The following is a 19,700-nucleotide window of genomic DNA, read 5'->3' on the forward strand; positions in this document are numbered from 1 at the left end:
CATCCTCTCAAAAGCCGCGCGCTATGCCGAGGGTGCGCGAACATAACGAGACGCCATTGCCACTTGCCGCGAATCTTGATCCTACCTCTCCAGCTTTGCCCGCAGTGCATCCAGTACCCTTCGCGCTGCCCCGATGTCGGCGATATCCAACCCGTCCGCAAGTTGCTCCACGAGCGGACCGTAGAGTGTGAGTTCGTCGTTGTAGGTCTTTTTCCCCTTGCTCGTCAGGACCACGAGCGGTAGGCGTTTGTGATGAGGGTTCGTCTCAAACGAGACGATGCCGCCCATAGACGACCACCCGGATTTCGGGTCGTTCCTCATAAGCCAGGACACTGAGCTGGAAGGTCTGCCAACCCTTTGCTTGGGAGTACAGTTCCTTGCGGCTGTCCAGCCGGGCTACGGCGGGTCGCATAAGTTCTCATTCGGTTCGATCTTAGCGTACGCTTTCGCACTCCTCTTGTTCCGCCCCCCTATAGAGCCCGTAACGGTCAATCTATAATGACGTGAGCGCCTTCGGCGGTTAACCGCGCCAGTCCTTCGCTCATCTGACGGATCTGTTCCGCCGTATGACCCAGCCAGTTCACAACCTCGCCGATGACCCGCAACGGGTTTTGCGATCGATACGAAAGTGTCGGATTGCCCGGAAATTTCTTGTCGGTCACGTTCGGATCATCGAACCACGCGCCGGTCGCCTCGACGATATAGATGCGTCCCGGTTTTTCACCCGCGGCCAATTCAGCGCCCCAAATCGCCGCGTCCATCGTGCCTGTGAAGTATACCCATGACAACTGCGTGTCGGCGGCGAAATTCGACGGGTATCCAACGGCGACCATGTCCCCAGGCTGCAGATCGGCACGGGTGCCGTGAAAAAACGATTGCGAAAAAGTGGTTGCAGCTGTCGACATTTCCCTGTTTCCTTTTTTACACACGTGATGCTTGCTGGCCGTCTTCGCGTCATTCCATGACCTCAAGTCCAGGCAAGCAGGTCGCTATAGCTGTTGAAAAACTCCGGACGTCATCGCCCAACTCGGTTATCGAGCGTGTTGACCAAGTCGATTGCCGGGGTGGCCGCCGATCAGACTTCTGCGGCGTCATTCACTTTAGCGTACGTCTCTTCGCCAATGTGACATGTTTTCGCAGCACTCATGGAAGCTGCGAGCCGAAATAAGAGCTTCGGGCGTCATTCCTGTCCAACTGTATGATGAGCCACAAATATCCCTTCGGGGTCGTAAGCTTGCTTGGTGGAAAGTAGGCGTGGGTAGTTTTCACCCCAAAAGGCGCTCTTCCAATCCTGCTCGAAATAATCACTTTCCGCGAGGTAGGAGCCACTTGTAACCACGTGCTCTTGGAGCGCGGCCATTGCGGAGGAAACATGGTTTGCGTCCTGTTTCGCCCGAGCATAGTCCGGCTCATGGCCTTCAACTCCCGGATAGGCAGGTGGCCCCTCCGAGGCACAGATGGCGAGTGCAAACGCTTCGATCGCTGCCGGGTTGATGGCGGTTTCGGCCGCTGCTCTCACCACATCCTTCGACGCGCCTGCCAAACCCTTGTTCGTGTGGAGGGAGATGCTCCAATGCCGGCTCGCGGCCAGAAGCCCATCGGCAAGTTGATCTCGTTGATGCATATCGAGTAAGTCTGCGGACAACCAGGCGGAACGATAGGCGTGGATGACCTGGCCTGCCTCCTCGCGGTTTCCGGCCCAATAGATATTGTACTTGTTCGCTCCGGGGCGGTTGTCAAAGGACACGACTCCCGGGAGCGTTCTCAAGAATTCTCCGTCCCAGAAAGACCGGGCTGGTACGGCTAGCACGGTTGGACTGGAGATCAACCGATATTCATCTCGGGAAGCGACCCAATCGAAAAACGGTGCCCAGCACGATTCCACTTCCGTCCGGGTGAGGTTTTGAAACACCATGGAGATCGACAATGTGTTGTCTGGCCGAAAGCGGATCTGCTCGCCCCAATGGGGGCCAAAGAGGGTTTCAGCATAAAAAGCTAGCATCTGTCCTATAAGTGCCCGAAAGCTTGTATCGGAAGCGGCGCGAATATCGAGCAGAAACGCGCCGAATGTCGCCGGCAAATCGTATGTCTGCAATGTCAGCCTTGTTACGATCCCGAACGTTCCACCGCCCCCGCCCTTAAGTGCAAACAACAGCTCCGGATCCTGGTTAGCGTTGACGGTACGGATGACCCCGTCCGCCGTAACGATCTCTGCTTCCAGCAAGCTTGCGGCAGCTAGACCATAACTCTTGGAAAAACTCCCGAAACCGCCGCTTTGCACCAGGCCAGCAACACCCACCGTCAAACAGCCCCCGCCTTGCACGTAGCGCCCACCTTCCACGGTGACAGTACGATAGACTTCGCCCCAGAGAGCGCCAGATCCGATCGAAACGGCTGGGACTGGTTCGGCAGTCGAGTGCTTAGGCACGAACCCATCATGCAATGTAATCTCCTTCATCCGGCGTGTTCGGACGAGCAAAGAATTCGCCGCGTTCGAGCAGCCTTTGTAACTGTGGCCGCCGCCCTTGACGATTAAACGTATCCCATTCCGTCTCGCAAACCTGATTGCGGCAGCGATGTCTTCTGCGGACTCCGCCTCGACCACTCTTTTGCTCGGCTTGGCAAACCAGGCGCCAACCCACCCGGACGTCTGCGTCAAGCCGGGATGATCGCTCAAAAAGAATGGATTGCGGATAGATTGGAATAGCGTTCTACAGGCGACGCCATCGGGTTCCCGGAGGCACACAGCGAACGGCCACTTTACAGGTTGCAGTCGATCGCCCAGTTCGTGCGACAATTCATACCAAAGGTCTGCAGATTTCGGTTCCTCCACCGCCCCCATGGAAGGCTCTGCCAACGAAGGTAAAAAGCCGCTTGCGAGAGAAAAAACCGATATGCCGGATTTTAGAATCGATCGTCGGTTCAACGAAAATACCTCCTGTGGTACGTCATGCCCTATTACCGACCGCAAAGCAGGTTGGAATCATGGCTGGTGCGAGCGGTGGACTGGCTGGTGCAGGCGGGTGATTGATCGGACCAAGGATGGCTTTGGCAGCAGAAACGTCGATGTTCCGGCAATATTTTGCGCAATCGAAGCGATATGCATGGGCTGGCTATGCTGCTTTGTTAATAGCGATTGCTTTAGTTGGGGCTACATCGACTTGGATCAAGCATGCGAGCGATCCATTTGAGCTCTGGCCACTGCTGGCGGACGAGCTCACGAGTGTCCTGGTCATACTTGTTCTGACACCAGCGATCGTTCTTGCGACCGTATATTTGCGCCCGGTTTACCTCAATTGGCTGAGAGTTTTTTTTGGACACCTTGCCGGCTTTGTCGCGTTCAGCGTTCTTCATGTCACAGGCATGATCCAGTTGCGGCGCGCCATTTATCCGCTTTTTGGAGCGCATTATTCAGGCGACGGCAGCCTGTGGCTGACAACAATCTACGAAGGGCGCAAGGACGCACTGGCCTATATTGCAATAGTGATCTCAGTAAACGTCCTGATGCGCCTATCCACGTCCGAGTTGACGGCTACGAAAGAGGACACCGACACCCGTAAGCCAATCAGGATCGCGTATCGCAATGGCGCGGTTCAGTACTGGATCTCGGCGGACGAGATATTTTGGGTCGAGGCTGCGGGAAATTATGTCGAGCTGGTCCTGGAGTCGCGACGCGTCCTCCAGCGGCGATCTCTCCGGGCCTTGGAGATAACACTGTCCGAGGCGCGTTTCGTAAGGATACATCGCAGCCGCATTGTCAATTACAACCGGATTCAGTCAGTCGTCAGCAAAAGCAACGGCGACTTCACGTTGGTTCTGACCAACAATGAAGTGATCGCAGGAAGCCGCCGGTTTCGGAATTTGCTTCTCAAGTTTGCAAATGGAGATCTTGAGGCGCGCTGGCAAAAAAATGGGGTGTCATCCGAATAGGATTTCCCCTATGCTATACATATACATATATCGCGCGCTCCCAATTTCCGGCAAGATCTCCCTATTTACGCCACCGCCCGTCGCTTCTGAGGTAGGAAAAGCTAGAGCCGCACATGCCGATCGTGCTCGGCAATTGAGCTCAGAGAGCGTTGTTTTTAAATTGAGCCGCGCCCGCTGAGCGGATGGCGCATCTAGGCAGGTGCGCTCCTGGTCTTGATGGCTGGACGCGGACCTGTTAACATGGAGCGGAAAATCTCCGTCCCAGGGCACGACCCGAGCGCCGCACATACACCGCGGCCAGCGTTACCGTTCGTTAACCATGATCCGCTACCTTGGGATTCCCGACGCGATCTCCTCCCTAGGCGTCGATGAGAAAAACTTGGGCCGTGAGATTTTGTCTCCGGCCCTTTTTCGCTTAATGGCGAAACTCGCAATTCCACTACCCGACGCCACTGGTCTTCTGGAAGAAGCACGCATTCCAATATTTATGCTAGACCTGCGGTGCTGCCACTGGGGATTTCAATGCAAGACGAGCCTAGGTATCAAATCACCTATACCCTAACCAAATGGGATTATGCTGCGATGGCGCGGGCGCTCACGCGCCGTCCATGGCATCGCAGCATCGTCACGATGATTCTGTGGTTGTTATCCGTCTGGTGCCTTCTGGTCCTCTTCACCGATCTCTACAATCCGGTGACCGTAATCAACGCCGTTGCTGAAAGCAGTTCCTGGCTCTGGCTTCCTGCTTGCCTCCTCGTCGTGGCTTTCTTCTCGCTAGCCACGCACTGGCTGTCTTGGGGAGCATCGTTTCTGTACTATAGGCAGATCGCATCCGCTGACGCGATCATCACCGTAGGTTTGAACGATGACGCCATTCGTGTCAGTTCGGACGTGGCGGATTCGACTGTTCCATGGGCGACCGTAAAACGGATCATTCGGGAGAAAGATTATTTGATGTTGCCGATATCGAAGCGGGAAGCCTTCATTCTGCCTAGACGCAGCTTCGAAAACCAAAAGCATTTTGAGGACGCCTTTCATTATGCGAACGAAAAAATATCGGCAGGACCGGTCGGCGCCGGGTGACGGGGAGCAGTAGCTTCTTCAAGACGGGTGGGTTTCTTGTGTGCCTTTTCGTCCGTCCCTTCCTTCCTACCCCACGAGTAACCTTTACAAATCGCCTCTCTGCCCGCGGGCGTGAGCCCTCGAAGGGGGCTGCTTGCTGACTATGACTGCGGTCGCCAAGCCGTTTGTATCATCGCTGCCTCGTTGCCGCGCCAGACTGGATATTGGAGTGGCTTTGGCTAAGATATATGCATGCCTCGCCGCTATCACGCCGGAAACTGTTCATCCTGTCGCCAAGCGCGACTGTTTCTGTTTCGCAATCTCGTGACAGATGACATTTACGCACACCGCGAAGAGTGTGAATGGGGATACCTGACCCCGGCGGAGATCGAGACGAAGGGCGGATTTCTCACTCTCCTGGAAGAGTTCGACGCCGACTACGCTGGGAGCGACGCGATCTCCCGGAGCGTCTGGGCCAATTACAAAGTCGTTGCGGTTGATGACCAGGATGAAACATGAGATCGCGGCAGGGCTAAAAAAAGCCAATGCGGCCGACCCCGATCTCTAAATGCAGCAGCAGCCGCTGTGATAGCAATGACCTCCAGCAGATGACGTTGATCGTAACCAGCGGCCATCATGCCCCAGCTACTTGCTTCTTTGACGTGCCCCCGTGTCTCTATGAGGTCTCTCGCCTTAGGAGGACAATGCTGCGAGACGTGGATCATGTAGCGGCGCTGCTTTGCGGATGAGCTTCAATGCCGCCTGCGCGTCTGCGCGAGCCGTTAGTCGGCGGACACTGAAGCTTGTCACAATAGGGGCACACCGCAACCGGGGACGTCTCGTTCGCTACAATCGCAACTCTTCATCGGAGCGCCTCCTATCATGAATGGGCGAAGCGGCCGAGTCCTAGTTGATTAAAGAGGACGCTCTTGCGGGGGCTTTTCTTTCCACTCAGTTGGCCTGTGCCCCTCAGTCGGAACCGACCCTAGTCCGGAACTGCTCTTGCCGCCTTCCTCCGGCGTCAACATCACATTACGAAGTTCTCAAAGTCGATCATCGAACGCCCGTTACAGCGACGGCCTTGGTACCTTTCCCGCTCGCGGCGATAGGAACACCTAATCCAATGACCAGTTCCTCCTCACCCTGCCGATATAGGCAGCAAGTTCGTCTGGCGTACCACTTGGGAAGGCCTGCTTAAGATAAGTAGGCATACTGAGTCCCTACCACCCGCGCGATGTCCTACAGCATCGACGCGCTAATCCGGTCAGCGCCGCGCTCATATTTCTGGACCTACTGGAAGGTAATGCCAAGCTTGTCGCTAAGCGTGGCCTGCGACATGCCCAACTGAGCGCGACGCATCCGCAGGCGACGGCCAACGTAAACATCGGGTGTGGGCCTTCTTCTTTTGATATGCGTCTGGCCATCGATTTCCTCTCTCCGCGCTCCAGCGGCGCACCCGCCTTCGTAGCAAGCATATGACTGTCATGGGACTTTTGGAATTGCACCGCGGTGCAATAGGATCGGGGGGCCGGTGTCGTTTCTCGGCGAGCGACATTCGACCGCTCTAAAAGGCCTCGCCTGCGTGTCGGTCGTGCCGTAGCGATTCCGATCTCGAGCCACAGGCAGCCACTTGCCTAGCGATCGGTGGCGCCTTGGCCCGCAACATCGTCTAGGCCGGAAGCGCGCTTCCCGCTTCTATTCCCGGATTTCGAAGTTGAAACACCAAGTAAAGCACGAACCAGACAGCGGTCGCCCTCGGCATGTCCGAGACTATCGTTGGTGTTCGTACTTCTCCGGAAACGCTAGACGATGATTCAGGCGCGATATCGATCGCGTCGGAAACATTGCTGCCGTTCCATCCATCCTGGATGTCGTCTTTCCTACCGACTGATCGGCAGGAGTGGACCATCCCACGGTCATCCGATGGAGAACGTTCGTTGAGAGCGCCCAGCACATGGCCGGCGATCAGCACCTAGAGGACGACCTTGAGTTATCGGCGTGCACGCCGCCGGCGCCATCATAGCCCAGATAGTAAGTGGCCATCCCCGTGACCGGCGTCGCGATCAGAAGACCGTAAAGAAGCACTGGGCTATCTTCCCTACCACGCTGAAGATGGCGGGTTCCTGTGGCGATGACGGCGGAACGTCTTGGACAAACCGAAGATCCAGACGGAGGACGACGATCAGGATAGTGGTCCCGACATAAGCATGGATTTTGGCGCTGCCGACCTAATCCGCTGTTGCCGACCCGGCACGTTCGATACTGCGGTTCTATCCTTCCATCCCATCGGGAAGCAGCAGATTGAAGAAAACCAGACTTGCCGTCAGCGCTGGCATCAGACGGCCCAACCCAACCGCCCGTACAGAAAGTGACGGCCGCTTACCAGTAGTAAGAGTCCTCATCGGCACAGCGCTCTGGGGACAACGCGCCATCCTTCGCTTCGCGCCACCAAACCTTAGCGACCGATCTCGAATAATCTTCCGCTTCCATTCCAAAGGCGCTGCGCCCCGCGCGATACCAAAGGCGCACCCGATCTTCAAACCGCTTGCAGAACTCTTCTTCAGACATAGGCAGAGGCTAACACGGACGCTGAATTTCGCAAGATGGCACTCCCCGTGCCCATCCGCCGCACCAAGCCCGAGGCCGCTTAGAGCGGATATTTCAGTCTCAGTTTCCGCTCGCAGCCGATTGCCGACCGGTGACGCTGTCGATATGGATGACGAAAAAGACCGGCACCACCGTTTTGCCTGTTTCTGGAACCGTGCCCAGCTTCATAGCGCCCGGCTCCCACCAGTTGCTTCGCTTTTCCAGCAGCGACCAGGCATGAAGCCGTTCACCGTGCCATTGTTCGTTGTCCGGGAATTCTTCATAACGTCCCTCGACGACGACGCTTCGCCAAGCCTCGTTGTTGTCGATTTCGCCCACCTGGATGCAGACCAGTGGGTTGGCGCGCAGCCAGTCGATTTTCTGCCCGGGCATGGAGAAGGCATAGAGGCTGGGCGATTCAAACGCATACTGGATTGGTACGACATAGGGCCGATTATCCTTGGCGCAGGCAAGATGGGCAATGTGCCCCCGCGCAAGGACGTCAACGCAGTCCTCGCTGGTCATCTCTTTCAAATTCATCGGATTTCCTTCTGGGACATCACTAGCCCTTCGGGAATGATAGCACGGATCGCGACCTCCTTTTTCGAAATCGGCGCCAGAGATCAGTGGCTCTTTGCAGTCACCAGCACCTTCATCGATGAACTCTAGGATTATTCCTATGACATCGGAAAGTGACGCCAACCCACCCCTCGCACCGAATGTAATAGGCCGCTTTGCGCCATTACGGCAGTCATTCCGACGGCCTCGCCCATTCACCATAAGCGGACATCGCTATTCCAGCGGTCATCAAGGTGATTGGAGCCACGCAGCACAGATTGGGAAGCGGGCGCAGTGACGTGGATCTCTGTTCCGACATCCGAAGCCGACTAATGGAAGCCTACCGTCAGGTTATCGATGGGCGCTCGAAGACCCGTGACGAAGCCGGGCAGTTCACGAACTTGGAGGAAAACGAACGCAGCTTGCGCTCGCAGCAATTGACGCGGAGTGTGAAGAGTTCCAACGTCTCGGCCGAACACAAAAACTCCCGGGGGAGATGGTATCCAAACTTGTGCGGGAAAATTGACCTTCTTGATGTGCGTTTCAGCGAGCCACCCGTGGACGTCCTTGTGGAAGGGTGGTCATTCCCGTGGCGCGGTAGGATCTCGCGGCTCTTCGATCGCCTTGGCAAGACGCTCGAGTTCCTGCGAATAGCAGAACAGTGCGAACAGGACGAGCAGGATTTCGAACGCTCCCAACGCAATCCGTTCAAACGACGGCAAAGCATCCAGCTCCGGGACGTGACGGAAGAAGAGCGCCGAGAAAAGCGCTCCCCCGAAAAAGAAACTCACGCGGCTTGCAAATGAACAGACATGCGCAACGAAAACGTTGTGGAACGGCGCAACGACGGGAACCAAGTTCAGCCTTGTCCAATAGCAAGCGTGGAGCAGCGCTGCGCTGCAGATAATGGCAATCTGCTGGGAGAGCCTCAACTCCTGTTGCTCACCCAGATGTGTGATGATCTGGTGGAACAGTGGGAAGACGATCCAGAACAACGCCATGGCAGCGACAGTCTGTCCAATAACCAGCCCTGCGTAGGCCAATCCCGACGGCTTCAAGTTCTTCTCTTCCACACCAACTCCGTTCTCAACAGCCGGACGCGACGTCTTTTCCTAGGAACAGCCGCGGCTATACAGGAATTTCTCCACCGCCTCGAACGCGTTGGCCGGATACAGCACCGTCGATATCCGCAATCACGTCGGTGAGCGCAAGATCTGAGTTCGCCTGGGCGATATACGACCCAAGGAGGGCACAGCTCTTGTCCTCACGGGCGATGCGTGAGGCGACCGCCTCGACGAAACCCGCACAGCAGCCCTGCTGTTGGGGGTCCTTGGTGTTCATGCACATCGTCTGCAGACTGGCGAATGTCGGCTCGGCCGACTGGGCGGGCGTGATCGCGACCGCCAATAGGAACGCCGCCAACATCGTGACTTTCATGAACTTACTCCTCTCTATTGCTGCTTTTCAAACCGCCCGAAACCTGTCGGAGTTGCTGCCAAAGCAGCGCGGTCGTCAAGAGCGCGTAGCCGATCGCTATCGCAACGAACAGGATCCGGGTCGAGAACGATTCCGCCGCGCTCCCCGGCAGCGGCGAGACGCCGAGGCCGAACAGGATCAGAAACGTCGTCAACGCACCAGCATGGACCTTCGCATCCGCCGACCTTGCGGCAGCCCGCCCGCCCAGCAGAAGGCTGGCGACCAGCACGATGACGAACATCCAGAACAGGCTGGGCCGGATCGTCAACACGCCGTAGGCGATCGAAGCGACGATGCCGCCGAAGAGGTTGACGATCACGATCCCAAATGCCGCCTTTCCACTCGCCGCGACATCGAGCTGTCCGAGCAACGATGCCACCGTGATCGGTATGACGGCCGCGGACGTCAGGTTGTCGCTCGTCAGGCAGATCGCGACCGTTGACAAGAGAATGACCGCGTTGGCCAGCGCTCGAAGGTAATCTGGAGCCGCGGTTGTCGGTTGCGGCGCGGTCTCCGCGATGGACGGGGGTTCCGGAATGACGACATACGCGAGCCACATCATCACCGCGCCGCCCAACACGCCGCCGACAAGGATCGATAGGGTTGATGCGGCCAGTTCCTTGTTGAGGATGCCGAGCAGGGGCACGATCACCGCGACGACAAGGACGAGAAAGACTGCAGCCCCGCCCTTGCCAGCAGTCTGGGCGACGAAGCAGGAGAAGTAGATCAATCCCAGCAGTAGGAGGAACGTGGCCGGACGGTCGCCGAACCATGACGTCAGCACCATCATGAAGACACCGACGGCAAGAATGACAACCACCATTCCAAGCGTCTTGCCAAGCGGCATGGGCTGAGAACTCGACAGCAGGAACTGGGCGGCGAAGAGCGGGCCGAGGAAGGGAACGAGCGCGCCGGATGCGACCGAGATCACGAAGAGCACGGAGACCGCGAGAGCGACCCGCAGTCCCTTTCTCTTCTGCTCGGCGATCAGGTCCTCAACCGACATAGGTCAGCACGGACATGATGCGGATCCAGAGCGATCCCCAGGCATTCGTGACCGGATGATCGCCCGTATAGATGACGACCGTCACCTGCGAGCCGTAGCGCACGCCTTTTGGCCGTCCTTCGTCTAGCGTCAGGCGGACGGGAAAGCGTTGCGCCTCCTGAACCCAGCCGCTGTCGGTCCGGATCTTGGGAAGGCCCGTCGTCGGATCGGTGTCGTTCTGCGAGACTCCGAGGCCGACACTCTCGACCGTGGCGGAGAACAATTTTCCGGGCAGCGCATCGAACAGCACCTCGGCCCGGTTTCCGATCGCGGTCTTTTCGAGGCTGTTCTCCTTGAATGCCGCCGCGATCCAGATGGTGCCAACATCGATGAAGGTCATCGCCGACTGTCCGGAGCCAACCACCTTGCCGATGGAAAGCTGAAGGTTGGTCACGACGCCTGCGGCCGGAGCGCGCACGGTCGTGTGAAGCAGGTCGAGCCGCGCCTCCTCCAGAGCCGCAAGCGCTTCCTTGAACTGCGGATTGTCGCTGCCTGCGGGACCGAGATCCTCCTGCGCGGAAAGCAGGTCAGCCTCCGCACCCTTCATCGCCGCTTGAGCTTGTTCGAACACCAGCTTCGCTTCGTCGAGCTTCACCTGCGCGTAGACCCCGCGTTTGGTAAGTTCGGAGACGCGCCCCAACTGTTCGCTGGCATTGTCGCGGTTCGCCTGTGCCTCGACCAGACGGGCCTGCACTGCATCCACGTTTGCTGTCGATGCTCCGATCGTCTGGCCAACGCGAGCAAGGGCAGCCTCGGCCTCGGTGACGGCAATTTCGTATCTGCTCGGATCTATCCGGAAGAGGACCTGATCGGGTTCGACCGCCGAATTGTCCGTGACGTTGACCTCGACGATACGCCCGGTCACTTCCGGCGCGATGCCGACGACATAGGCCTGGACCTGTGCCTGCGAGGTCGACGGTGTCCTTCGCTCCATGAAGACGGAGAGCACGAAGAGCACCAGTGCCAGAAGCACGATGACGAGCGCGACCCTGCGCAACGGATTTGCAGAGGGCGCTGCGGCGGCGGGTTCGGTGAGAAGTTCTTCAGACACGCTGCGTCCTCACTCTGCGTTGGAGGCGTAGACCACGCGGCTTTCGCGGACGAACAGCGCGCGGATCTTCTCCCAGAAATTCCCGCCGAGCACGAAAAAGCTCGCGATGAACATCAGGTCGCCGAGCAATTGAAGCTGCCAGAGGTTCGGGCGCAGGCCTGGTGCCATCGCATCGACATAGGGTTCAAGCGATGCCGATATCAGAGGCAGGCAGAACATGACGAGGCCGAGATTGTATCGCGTCCGGCTGACGCTGGTATCCGGGGACAACTTGAAGACGCCGAAGATCTTGCTCTTGAGCTGCTGGAAGCCGGACTTGCCCATGACTGCGATGACGAGAAGCAGCAGCACCTTGTTGACAATGAAGATGATCCCGGTGACCGCGGCGATCCGCGTGCTCGGCACGCCAGCCCAGGCAGCGAGCGGTACGCAGAGCCACATCGCGATGGCTAGGCAGACGAGCGCGATACCCAGCTTGAACCGCCAGGTCGCAGCCGTCGGATCGAGGACTGTTTCCATATTTACTGTCATTACTTGCTCCCTGTTCATTGGCCGCCGCTTTCGGGCAGAAGTTCTAAATTGCGGTCAGAAGACCTGCCGCCGAATTGATGCGTCCAGATTGAAGCCGTGCGTCACAGTTCAATGCGTCCAGCCGTAAATTACGCCCGCCCGGAGTCAGCGTTTCGGGAACGGCACGACGGAGGCGTCAAGGGTCGTTTCAATCTCACGAGCCAGCTCGTCGACAAGGACATTGTACTCGGCGATGCGTTGTTCACGCCGCGGAACCGTCGATGTCGACCATTTGCGAAGCTCGGCTTCAGCCGTTGCCAGGTCGGCACACATTTCCCGGAACCCTTCGTCGCGAGCTGCCCGGTCACTGATAGCGCGGCTGCGGTCTGGAAAGCGGCGGACGGCTGCATTCGTATCCTCATCCATCTTCTTGATTTCTTTCTGCTAAAAGAATAGACCGGAATCCACTGCTGCAACGTGTCCCTGTCGAGACAGTCTGCTTTATCAAGGCGCTTTTGGGGAGTATGTTACTGTAACATACATGTGGTAGACGGGGTGTGTCTGGGGACGGGAGCAGGCAATGCAGAACTCGGGCACAATAGGTCGTCGTGAACCGCCCGGCGCTGAAGACATCCGCGTCCAGCTCCAGCGTGTCGTCACCAGTTCCGAGTTTCCGAGTTTTGGCCGTGGTGCCGCCTTCCTTACCTATATCGTCGAGGAGACGCTCGCTGGCCGCGCGACCCGCCTCAAGGGCTTCTCGATCGCGCTGGAAGTGTTCAGGCGCGACGAACACTTCACCCAGGAAGATCCCGTTGTCCGCATCGAGGCTGGACGGCTGCGCAGGGCCCTCGAGCGATATTATTTCGTGGCGGGGCAGACGGATCCGGTCCGCATAGACATTCCAAAGGGCGGCTATGTCCCGACGTTCAAATGGAGCACACCACCACCCTCCGAAGCGGAAGAGGAAGACGTCGTTGCGATGCCCCGGCACGGCATTCCACGGTCATCGCCCTGGCAGGCCATACAGACGCTGATGGTTGCGGGCCTTACAGTCGTGGGTATGCTCGGCGTGGCGGCCATGTCCTGGTTTTCGGCGGAATCCTCGCCCGTTGGTGCAGGGCTGAAGGCGATGCCGGACGAGCCCTCGCTTGTGATCGCGCCATTCGCGAACCTGGGAGAAAGCCCGGAAGCACGGCTCTACACTGTCGGTCTGACAGAGGAGCTACTGACGACACTGCCCCGATTCAAGGAGATCAAGGTGTTCGGCAGGGAGACGTCCAAGAGCCTCACGCCGGACGTCGACGTCGCACAGGTCCGCGAACAGCTCGGAGCACGCTATCTTCTCGCGGGTGCCGTCAGGGTCTCTGGCGATCGTATGCGGGTGAGCGCGCGTTTGGTCGATACTGGCGATGGCGCGATCCTGTGGTCGCAGAACTATGACAACGACATGCGATCCATCGACCTCTTCAAGGTTCAGTCGGATGTCGCCAGCCGTGTTGCGACCGCCGTCGCCCAACCCTACGGCATTATCGCCCAGGCCGACACCGCGCGGCCGCCACCCGACGATCTCGGCGCATACGAGTGCACGTTGACCTTTTATGCGTACCGCACGGAGCTCAGCCCCGAAAGCCACGCACTGGTCCGGAACTGTCTCGAGGCTGCGGTGGCGCGGTATCCGGGATATGCGACGGCCTGGGCGATGCTTTCGATGATCTATCTCGACGAAGACAAATATAAGTTCAACAGGACGCCCGGTGATACGACACCAACCGAGCGGGCGCTTCAGACCGCAAGGCGGGCGATTCAGATCGAACCTGCCAACACGCGCGGCCTCCAGGCGCTGATGGCTGCATTGTTCTTCGATCACGAGCCTGTCGAAGCGATCGAAATCGGTGAACGGGCACTGGCGACCAATCCCAACGACACGGAACTGATGGGAGAGTTCGGTACCCGGCTTGCCATCGCCGGACAGTGGGGACGAGGTGCAGCCCTTCTCGACCAGGCGATCGCGCTGAATCCCGGCGGCGGCGGCTTCTACCGGGGGAACCGGGCGCTGGCTTCGTACATGCTCGGAGAGACCACCGACGCCGTCATCGGAATACGGCAGTCGGACATGCAGAAGTTCCCGCTGTTCCATGCCGTCGCGGCGATCATCTATGCGGAGGCGGGACTGACGGCCGACGCAAGACGAGAGGGCGAGACCTTCGTGAAGATGCGGCCCGACTTCATCCCGAACATTCAGGCAGAGATGTCGTCCCGTGGAATGTCGCCTTCCGATCTGGCCCGGTTGATCGCTGGTTTGCGCAAGGCGGGTCTGAAGGTTTCTGATAGCTCGGAACCGATCGCGGCCGCATTGCCGGACGGCACTTAGCCCCGCCCGCGCTGAGGGAAAACTACACGTAACATACTGTATGTTACAGGCGCGCCGGAGCGACCCCAGCTAGTCTCCGACCGCCGCCGATGTCCGGTCGCGACGGAGATGCACATGATGGGCACGACATTCCAGAATGCCATGTGCGCCACAAGGCACGGCCTCTTGTCGACGGCGCCGGTTTTTTTGGTCTCGTCGACCGGAGCGGATGCGGGCGAGGCTGAGGCCAAAGACCTCCTGAAAAGGATGTCCAATTACCTCGGTGCGCAGAAGGCGATCTCGTTCTCCTATGATGCCGATCTCGAAGTCGTCACCAAGGACCAGCAGAAGCTTCTTCTGGCAAGCTCCGGCAGGATCGAACTCGGACGCCCGGACAAAATCCGCGCGACCCGTACGGGCGGATTTGCCGATGTCGAGATGAGCTTCGACGGAAAGACAGTCACCCTGCTCGGCAAGAATGCCAACCTCTACACTCAGGCCGAGGTTCCCGGCACGGTCGAAAACCTGATCGATGCGCTCCGCGACAAACTCGGACGCCCGCTTCCGGCGGCGGATCTGCTCCTTCCGAAAGTTTACGACGAACTGATGCGCGACGTGACCGACGTCAAGGACCTCGGTAGCGGCGTGATCGGCGGCGTCGAATGCGACCATCTGGCCTTCCGCACCGCCGAGGTCGACTGGCAGATATGGATCGCCCAGGGCGAGCGGCCTTATCCCTGCCGTTACGTCATCACCTCCACGAAGGTCGAGCAGGGACCGCAGTACGGCATCCGCATATCCGACTGGAAGACGGGCACCGAAGTTGCCGCTGCCGACTACGGATTCGACAACAAGACCGGAGCGAAACAGGTCGGCCTGGATGCGCTTCCAGACATCGACGAGCTACCTGACCACTTTGCCATGGGAGAAGCCAAATGAACGTGTTCCGGAAACTGAAGATCGCATTGCTGGCCGTCGTCGTCGGCCTGTTCGGCGTTGGAGGGGGCGAACAGGTCTCGTTCCCCGGCGTGTACGGCTTCGTCTCGAGCGCAGAGGCCCGCGTCGGTCGTCCGCTCACCCCTGTCAGCGTCGCGGGCATCGCGCGACGTACGACCCGACGGACCGTGGTCAGATGTGCGAGCGGTGTCTACAACTGCTGACCCATACCCGCGAATGATGTCGTCAATATAAGAGGGGCAGTCGTGAACACAGAAATACAGGGTCCTTTCAATTGGACGTTCATTAAACGACTGCTCCTCTGCGGGGTTCTTGCCGTGCTGGCAGGCTGCGGTGGGCATCCGAAGGACGTCTTGACCCCCGTGGCGGACACGGCTCCGCAGTCCCACAGGGTGGACATGTTGATCGCGACCACCCGGAGCCAATCGACCGTCCCCGGCGAGATGTTCACGGGCGAGCGGGCGCGGGCGCCGAACTTCGCCGACATAACGGTCTCCGTGCCTCCCGACAGCGCGCGCAAGGTCGGCGAAGTGTCCTGGCCGAAGAAGCTTCCTCCCAACCCGGCGACTGACTTTGCGACCCTAAAGGCTGACATGATCGATCTCGATGCCGCCAAGGCCTGGCTCAGCGCAACGGTCAAGAAAACGCCAGACGGCAGCGCGCTGGTGTTCATCCATGGCTTCAACACGAAGTTCGAGGACAGCGTCTACCGTTTCGCCCAGATTGTTCGCGATTCCGGCGTCCACAGTGCGCCGATCCTCGTGACATGGCCGTCGCGCGGCAGCCTGCTGGCCTATGGCTATGACCGCGAGAGCACCAACTACACGCGCAATGCACTTGAGAACCTGTTCCAGTATCTCGCCAAGGATCCCGAGGTGAAAGAGGTCTCGATCCTCGCGCACTCGATGGGCAACTGGCTGACGCTCGAAGCGCTCCGGCAGATGGCGATCCGCAACGGCAGCCTTCCCACCAAGTTCAAGAACGTGATGCTTGCTGCTCCCGATGTCGACGTCGATGTCTTCCGCTCCCAGATCGTCGACATGGGCGATCCTCACCCGCAGTTCACTTTGTTCGTCTCACGCGATGACAAGGCGCTGGCTGTCTCGCGCCGCGTCTGGGGCGATGTCGCGCGCCTCGGTTCCATTGATCCCGAAACGGAGCCTTACAAGCAGGAACTCGCCGACAACAAAATCACTGTCATTGACCTCACCAAGGTGAAGGCTGGCGACAGCCTCAATCACGGCAAGTTCGCGGAATCGCCGGAGATTGTCCGGCTCATCGGCGCGCGCATATCCGACGGTCAGACGCTGACGGACAGCCGGGTCGGTCTCGGGGACACGATTCTCGCCGCCACTACAGGCACCGCCGCGGCCGCGGGGAACGCTGCGGGGCTGATCCTCGCGGCTCCGGTCGCGATTGTCGATGCCGATACGCGTGACAATTTCTCGAGCCAGGTCGAGGCACTGGGACCAAAGGGTGTCACCCGCTCCAAAGCCCTTCCGCAGTGCCGGACCTCCGACTCCGTAAATTGCAGGAAATGATGGAAATGTTGTCTTCAACTCGTATAGCCGCCGTATTCCGCATGATCCTTGCAGGGCTTGTGCTGGTCCTTGGATTCCATCTTACGCCTCGATCGGCCAGCGCTCAGGCGGTGGCTCCAGATCCAGTCCAAGCGGAGAAAGTGCAACAGTTCCTCGACCTTGTCGAAGATCCGCAGGTCCGGGCATGGCTCCTGAGCGCCAAGCCTGCAGCAGAGGTCGCTCCTGCGGTCACTACGGATCAGCCAGTCTCATATGCAGGTTTCGCCACGACATTCCGCGCGCAGGCGGCACGGCTTCTTGAAGGACTCCGGGCGTTCCCGGCTGAAACGGGCAAGGCGGCAGCTCTACTGCAGGCCGAGCTCGACGCCAGTCGCAGCGCACGTCCCATATTCTTCGTCCTCGCCTTCGTGGCGGCCGGGCTGGCGGCGCAATGGTTCTTCTGGTGGATCAGCCGTGGCTGGCGCGCCTGGATCGCATCCCTGCAGGTCACGACCCCACGCGACAAGCTCGTCGCGATCTCCGTCAGGCTGCTCTGGGCGATTTGCTACGTTCTGGCATTCGCCTTGGGAAGCATCGGCTTCTTCCTAACCTTTGTATGGCCGCCGTTGGTCCGCGAAATTGTCGCCGGCTACTTGTTTGCGGTGGTGATTTTCCGGCTTGCACGCGTCACCTTCGACTTCCTGCTTGCGCCACCCGGATCGGCTGGCCTCGCCAACGCAGAGCGGTTCCGTGTGGTCCCGGTCACCGACCAAGCGGCCGCCCATTGGACGAAGCGGCTCGGCTACATCGTCGGCTGGTATGCCTTCGGCTCAGTCACTGTTCACCTTCTGACCACGCTCGGCTTTACCGACAATTCCCGGCAGGTTGCGGCCTATGCGTTGGGGATCGTTCTTCTTATCCTCGGCGTTGAGGCCGTCTGGAACCGTCCGGTGTCACACCATTCGCTGGAGCAGGCGGGACGCTTCAGCCGCATCGGCGTCCGTGCGCGCAACTGGCTCTGGACGGTTTATTTCGTCTCGCTGTGGCTGCTTTGGGTGGCGGGAATGATGAAGCCGTTCTGGATTGCCGTCGTCGCAGCGGCTTTGCCCGGCGCGATTGCCCTGACGCGGGCTTCCGTCGATAACCTGCTCAAGACCAATGTACTTGTCAGCGACACTTCGAACGATGACGTGCCTGCCGATGGGATTGTTGAGGGTGACGCGGTCACAGCCGATGGCACTGCCTCTGCGGAACCGGTTGCGGTTATCCAGAGCCAGCCAGGCGTCGTCTCCGTCATGGTCGAGCGGGGAATACGGGCTGCGCTGATCGTTGGTGCCATCGTCCTCCTGGCCAACGTCCTCGACATAAACCTGACGGGCATCACCGCCCAGGATTCCGTACCGCTCCGGCTAATGCGCGGGGCATTGAGCGCAGGTATCATCCTGCTGGTGATCGACCTGATCTGGAATATCGTCAAGGTGCTGATCGACCGCAAGCTCGGGGAGACGGAAACAGCCTATGAAGTTGGCAGCGACCGCGAACGCAGGCGCGCCCGCGTTCGTACACTCCTGCCGATCCTCAAGAACGTCCTGATGATCCTGTTCGTCGCCGTCGCGATCATGATGGCGCTTTCGGCGATGGGCGTCGAGATCGCCCCGCTGATCGCCGGGGCAGGCGTCGTCGGCGTCGCCATTGGCTTCGGCGCGCAGACTGTCGTGAAAGACATCATCAGCGGCATGTTCTACTTGCTCGACGACGCCTTCCGGGTCGGCGAGTACATATCGAGCGGCAGCTACAAGGGGACGGTCGAGTCCTTCAGTCTGCGCTCGGTGAAACTGCGCCACCACCGCGGCGCGATCTACATCGTGCCGTTCAGCGAGCTTGGCGCGGTCCAGAACCTCAGCCGCGACTGGGTCGTCGAGAAGCTGACCGTCACCGTCGGCTACGACACTGACGTCGACAAGGCACGCAAGATCATCAAGAAGATCGGACAGGAGCTGTTGGTCGATCCGGAGCTCGCGCCGATCACAATCGAGCCGCTCAAGATGCAGGGCATCGACAGCATGGGGGATTCCGGTCTGATCCTGCGGATGAAGTTCACCACGATTCCTGGCGAGCAGTTCACGCTCAAGCGGCGGGCGCTGATGATGATCAACAAGGCGTTTCACGACGCCGACATCAAGCCTGCGTTCCCGACGGTGCAGGTTGCAGGCGGTGACCGGAGCGCAGACGTTGCGGCCGCCGCCCAGCAGGCTTTGGCGAAACACAACGAGGCGATCGCTGCAGCGAACCTCTGAGCGCGAAGGGGCGGGTGTCATGAAGACCGGATTGATGGCCGCAGCGATCTGGCTGACCTTGGCCGCGGGCGTCTGCCAATCGGCGGAACTCGCGGATTGGCAGACAAGAGCGCTGCAGCAGGTCAAACTGAAGGACGGCGTGGTTAACGCCCGCTGGCGCTCTGCGGCCAAGAATGCGCTCTGGGTCAGCATGGACGCCGACAGATACCATGCCGATGGCTTCTCGCGTTTCGTCTGCGACATGCTGAAGGATGCGGGCGCGCCACCCGGAACGACCACGTCGGTCTCCGTGTTCGACCCGCTGTCGTACAGCAACAGCGGCTGGCCAATGGGAACGGCGGAGTGCCATTGATCGAGG

19 protein-coding genes and 1 pseudogene are annotated in these 19,700 nt (G+C 59.2%); 9 read left to right on the top strand and 11 right to left on the bottom strand.

Annotation, left to right across the window (positions count from 1 at the left end):
• Positions 1 to 81: 81 nt before the first annotated feature.
• The 3 genes from PYR65_RS28300 to PYR65_RS28310 form a co-directional block, all read right to left on the bottom strand.
• Positions 82 to 288: a hypothetical protein gene (locus PYR65_RS28300; RefSeq protein ID WP_276122365.1), complete on the bottom strand. Its 207-nt coding sequence runs from the start codon at positions 286 to 288 to the stop codon at positions 82 to 84.
• A gap of 200 nt (positions 289 to 488) precedes the next feature.
• Positions 489 to 905 carry an NAD(+)--rifampin ADP-ribosyltransferase gene (gene arr / locus PYR65_RS28305; protein WP_276122071.1) on the bottom strand — a complete coding sequence of 139 codons (417 nt, stop codon included), beginning with the start codon at positions 903 to 905 and terminating at the stop codon, positions 489 to 491.
• A gap of 275 nt (positions 906 to 1,180) precedes the next feature.
• Entirely contained in the window at positions 1,181 to 2,926 is a 1,746-nt protein-coding gene (locus tag PYR65_RS28310) for an FAD-dependent oxidoreductase (protein ID WP_276122072.1), read from the bottom strand.
• Between the two features lie 116 nt (positions 2,927 to 3,042).
• On the opposite strand from PYR65_RS28310, the gene PYR65_RS28315 reads away from it, so the two are divergent.
• The 3 genes from PYR65_RS28315 to PYR65_RS28325 all read left to right on the top strand — a co-directional run bounded on the left by PYR65_RS28315 (position 3,043) and on the right by PYR65_RS28325 (position 5,511).
• Positions 3,043 to 3,930, top strand: a complete 888-nt coding sequence (locus tag PYR65_RS28315) for a LytTR family DNA-binding domain-containing protein (RefSeq protein ID WP_276122073.1) — start codon at positions 3,043 to 3,045, stop codon at positions 3,928 to 3,930.
• A 522-nt stretch (positions 3,931 to 4,452) separates the two neighbouring features.
• Positions 4,453 to 5,013 carry a YcxB family protein gene (locus PYR65_RS28320; protein WP_276122074.1) on the top strand — a complete coding sequence of 187 codons (561 nt, stop codon included), beginning with the start codon at positions 4,453 to 4,455 and terminating at the stop codon, positions 5,011 to 5,013.
• 231 nt (positions 5,014 to 5,244) lie between these two features.
• Complete coding sequence (locus PYR65_RS28325) at positions 5,245 to 5,511, top strand: hypothetical protein (protein ID WP_276122075.1); 267 nt, start codon at positions 5,245 to 5,247, stop codon at positions 5,509 to 5,511.
• Positions 5,512 to 6,285: 774 nt separating this feature from the next.
• Here the strand turns inward: PYR65_RS28325 and PYR65_RS30665 are convergent.
• The 8 genes and pseudogenes from PYR65_RS30665 to PYR65_RS28370 form a co-directional block, all read right to left on the bottom strand.
• Positions 6,286 to 6,402 (bottom strand): annotated as a pseudogene (locus PYR65_RS30665) (hypothetical protein); the annotation flags it as partial.
• A 1,257-nt stretch (positions 6,403 to 7,659) separates the two neighbouring features.
• Positions 7,660 to 8,118 carry a pyridoxamine 5'-phosphate oxidase family protein gene (locus PYR65_RS28340; RefSeq protein WP_276122076.1) on the bottom strand — a complete coding sequence of 153 codons (459 nt, stop codon included), beginning with the start codon at positions 8,116 to 8,118 and terminating at the stop codon, positions 7,660 to 7,662.
• 599 nt (positions 8,119 to 8,717) lie between these two features.
• Positions 8,718 to 9,209 (bottom strand): hypothetical protein, encoded by a 492-nt coding sequence (locus PYR65_RS28345; RefSeq protein WP_276122077.1) that lies wholly within the window; start codon positions 9,207 to 9,209, stop codon positions 8,718 to 8,720.
• 55 nt (positions 9,210 to 9,264) lie between these two features.
• Complete coding sequence (locus PYR65_RS28350) at positions 9,265 to 9,573, bottom strand: hypothetical protein (protein WP_276122078.1); 309 nt, start codon at positions 9,571 to 9,573, stop codon at positions 9,265 to 9,267.
• Positions 9,574 to 9,577: 4 nt separating this feature from the next.
• Entirely contained in the window at positions 9,578 to 10,618 is a 1,041-nt protein-coding gene (locus PYR65_RS28355; protein WP_276122079.1) for a hypothetical protein, read from the bottom strand.
• Positions 10,608 to 11,708 (bottom strand): HlyD family secretion protein, encoded by a 1,101-nt coding sequence (locus PYR65_RS28360; protein ID WP_276122080.1) that lies wholly within the window; start codon positions 11,706 to 11,708, stop codon positions 10,608 to 10,610. Before PYR65_RS28360 ends, PYR65_RS28355 begins: the two co-directional genes overlap by 11 nt.
• A 9-nt stretch (positions 11,709 to 11,717) precedes the next feature.
• A complete protein-coding gene (locus tag PYR65_RS28365; protein ID WP_276122081.1) occupies positions 11,718 to 12,239 on the bottom strand; it encodes a transporter suffix domain-containing protein in 522 nt (173 codons plus the stop codon).
• A gap of 144 nt (positions 12,240 to 12,383) precedes the next feature.
• Positions 12,384 to 12,644, bottom strand: coding sequence for a hypothetical protein (locus PYR65_RS28370; RefSeq protein WP_276122082.1), 261 nt, complete (start codon positions 12,642 to 12,644; stop codon positions 12,384 to 12,386).
• A gap of 154 nt (positions 12,645 to 12,798) precedes the next feature.
• Here PYR65_RS28370 and PYR65_RS28375 point away from each other — a divergent pair, with 154 nt between their 5' ends.
• The 6 genes from PYR65_RS28375 (at position 12,799) to PYR65_RS28400 (ending at position 19,694) form a co-directional block, all read left to right on the top strand.
• On the top strand, positions 12,799 to 14,589 hold the full coding sequence (locus tag PYR65_RS28375; protein WP_276122083.1) for an adenylate cyclase: 1,791 nt from the start codon (positions 12,799 to 12,801) through the stop codon (positions 14,587 to 14,589).
• Positions 14,590 to 14,730: 141 nt separating this feature from the next.
• On the top strand, positions 14,731 to 15,507 hold the full coding sequence (locus tag PYR65_RS28380; RefSeq protein ID WP_276122349.1) for a DUF2092 domain-containing protein: 777 nt from the start codon (positions 14,731 to 14,733) through the stop codon (positions 15,505 to 15,507).
• Positions 15,504 to 15,728: a hypothetical protein gene (locus PYR65_RS28385; RefSeq protein ID WP_276122084.1), complete on the top strand. Its 225-nt coding sequence runs from the start codon at positions 15,504 to 15,506 to the stop codon at positions 15,726 to 15,728. Before PYR65_RS28380 ends, PYR65_RS28385 begins: the two co-directional genes overlap by 4 nt.
• Before the next feature lie 81 nt (positions 15,729 to 15,809).
• Positions 15,810 to 17,066 (top strand): alpha/beta hydrolase, encoded by a 1,257-nt coding sequence (locus PYR65_RS28390; RefSeq protein WP_276122350.1) that lies wholly within the window; start codon positions 15,810 to 15,812, stop codon positions 17,064 to 17,066.
• Entirely contained in the window at positions 17,066 to 19,342 is a 2,277-nt protein-coding gene (locus PYR65_RS28395; RefSeq protein WP_407951372.1) for a mechanosensitive ion channel family protein, read from the top strand. Before PYR65_RS28390 ends, PYR65_RS28395 begins: the two co-directional genes overlap by 1 nt.
• A 19-nt stretch (positions 19,343 to 19,361) precedes the next feature.
• Positions 19,362 to 19,694 (top strand): hypothetical protein, encoded by a 333-nt coding sequence (locus PYR65_RS28400; RefSeq protein ID WP_276122085.1) that lies wholly within the window; start codon positions 19,362 to 19,364, stop codon positions 19,692 to 19,694.
• Positions 19,695 to 19,700 lie beyond the last annotated feature (6 nt).

Source organism: Pararhizobium qamdonense (genome assembly GCF_029277445.1).
GTDB lineage: Bacteria > Pseudomonadota > Alphaproteobacteria > Rhizobiales > Rhizobiaceae > Pararhizobium > Pararhizobium qamdonense.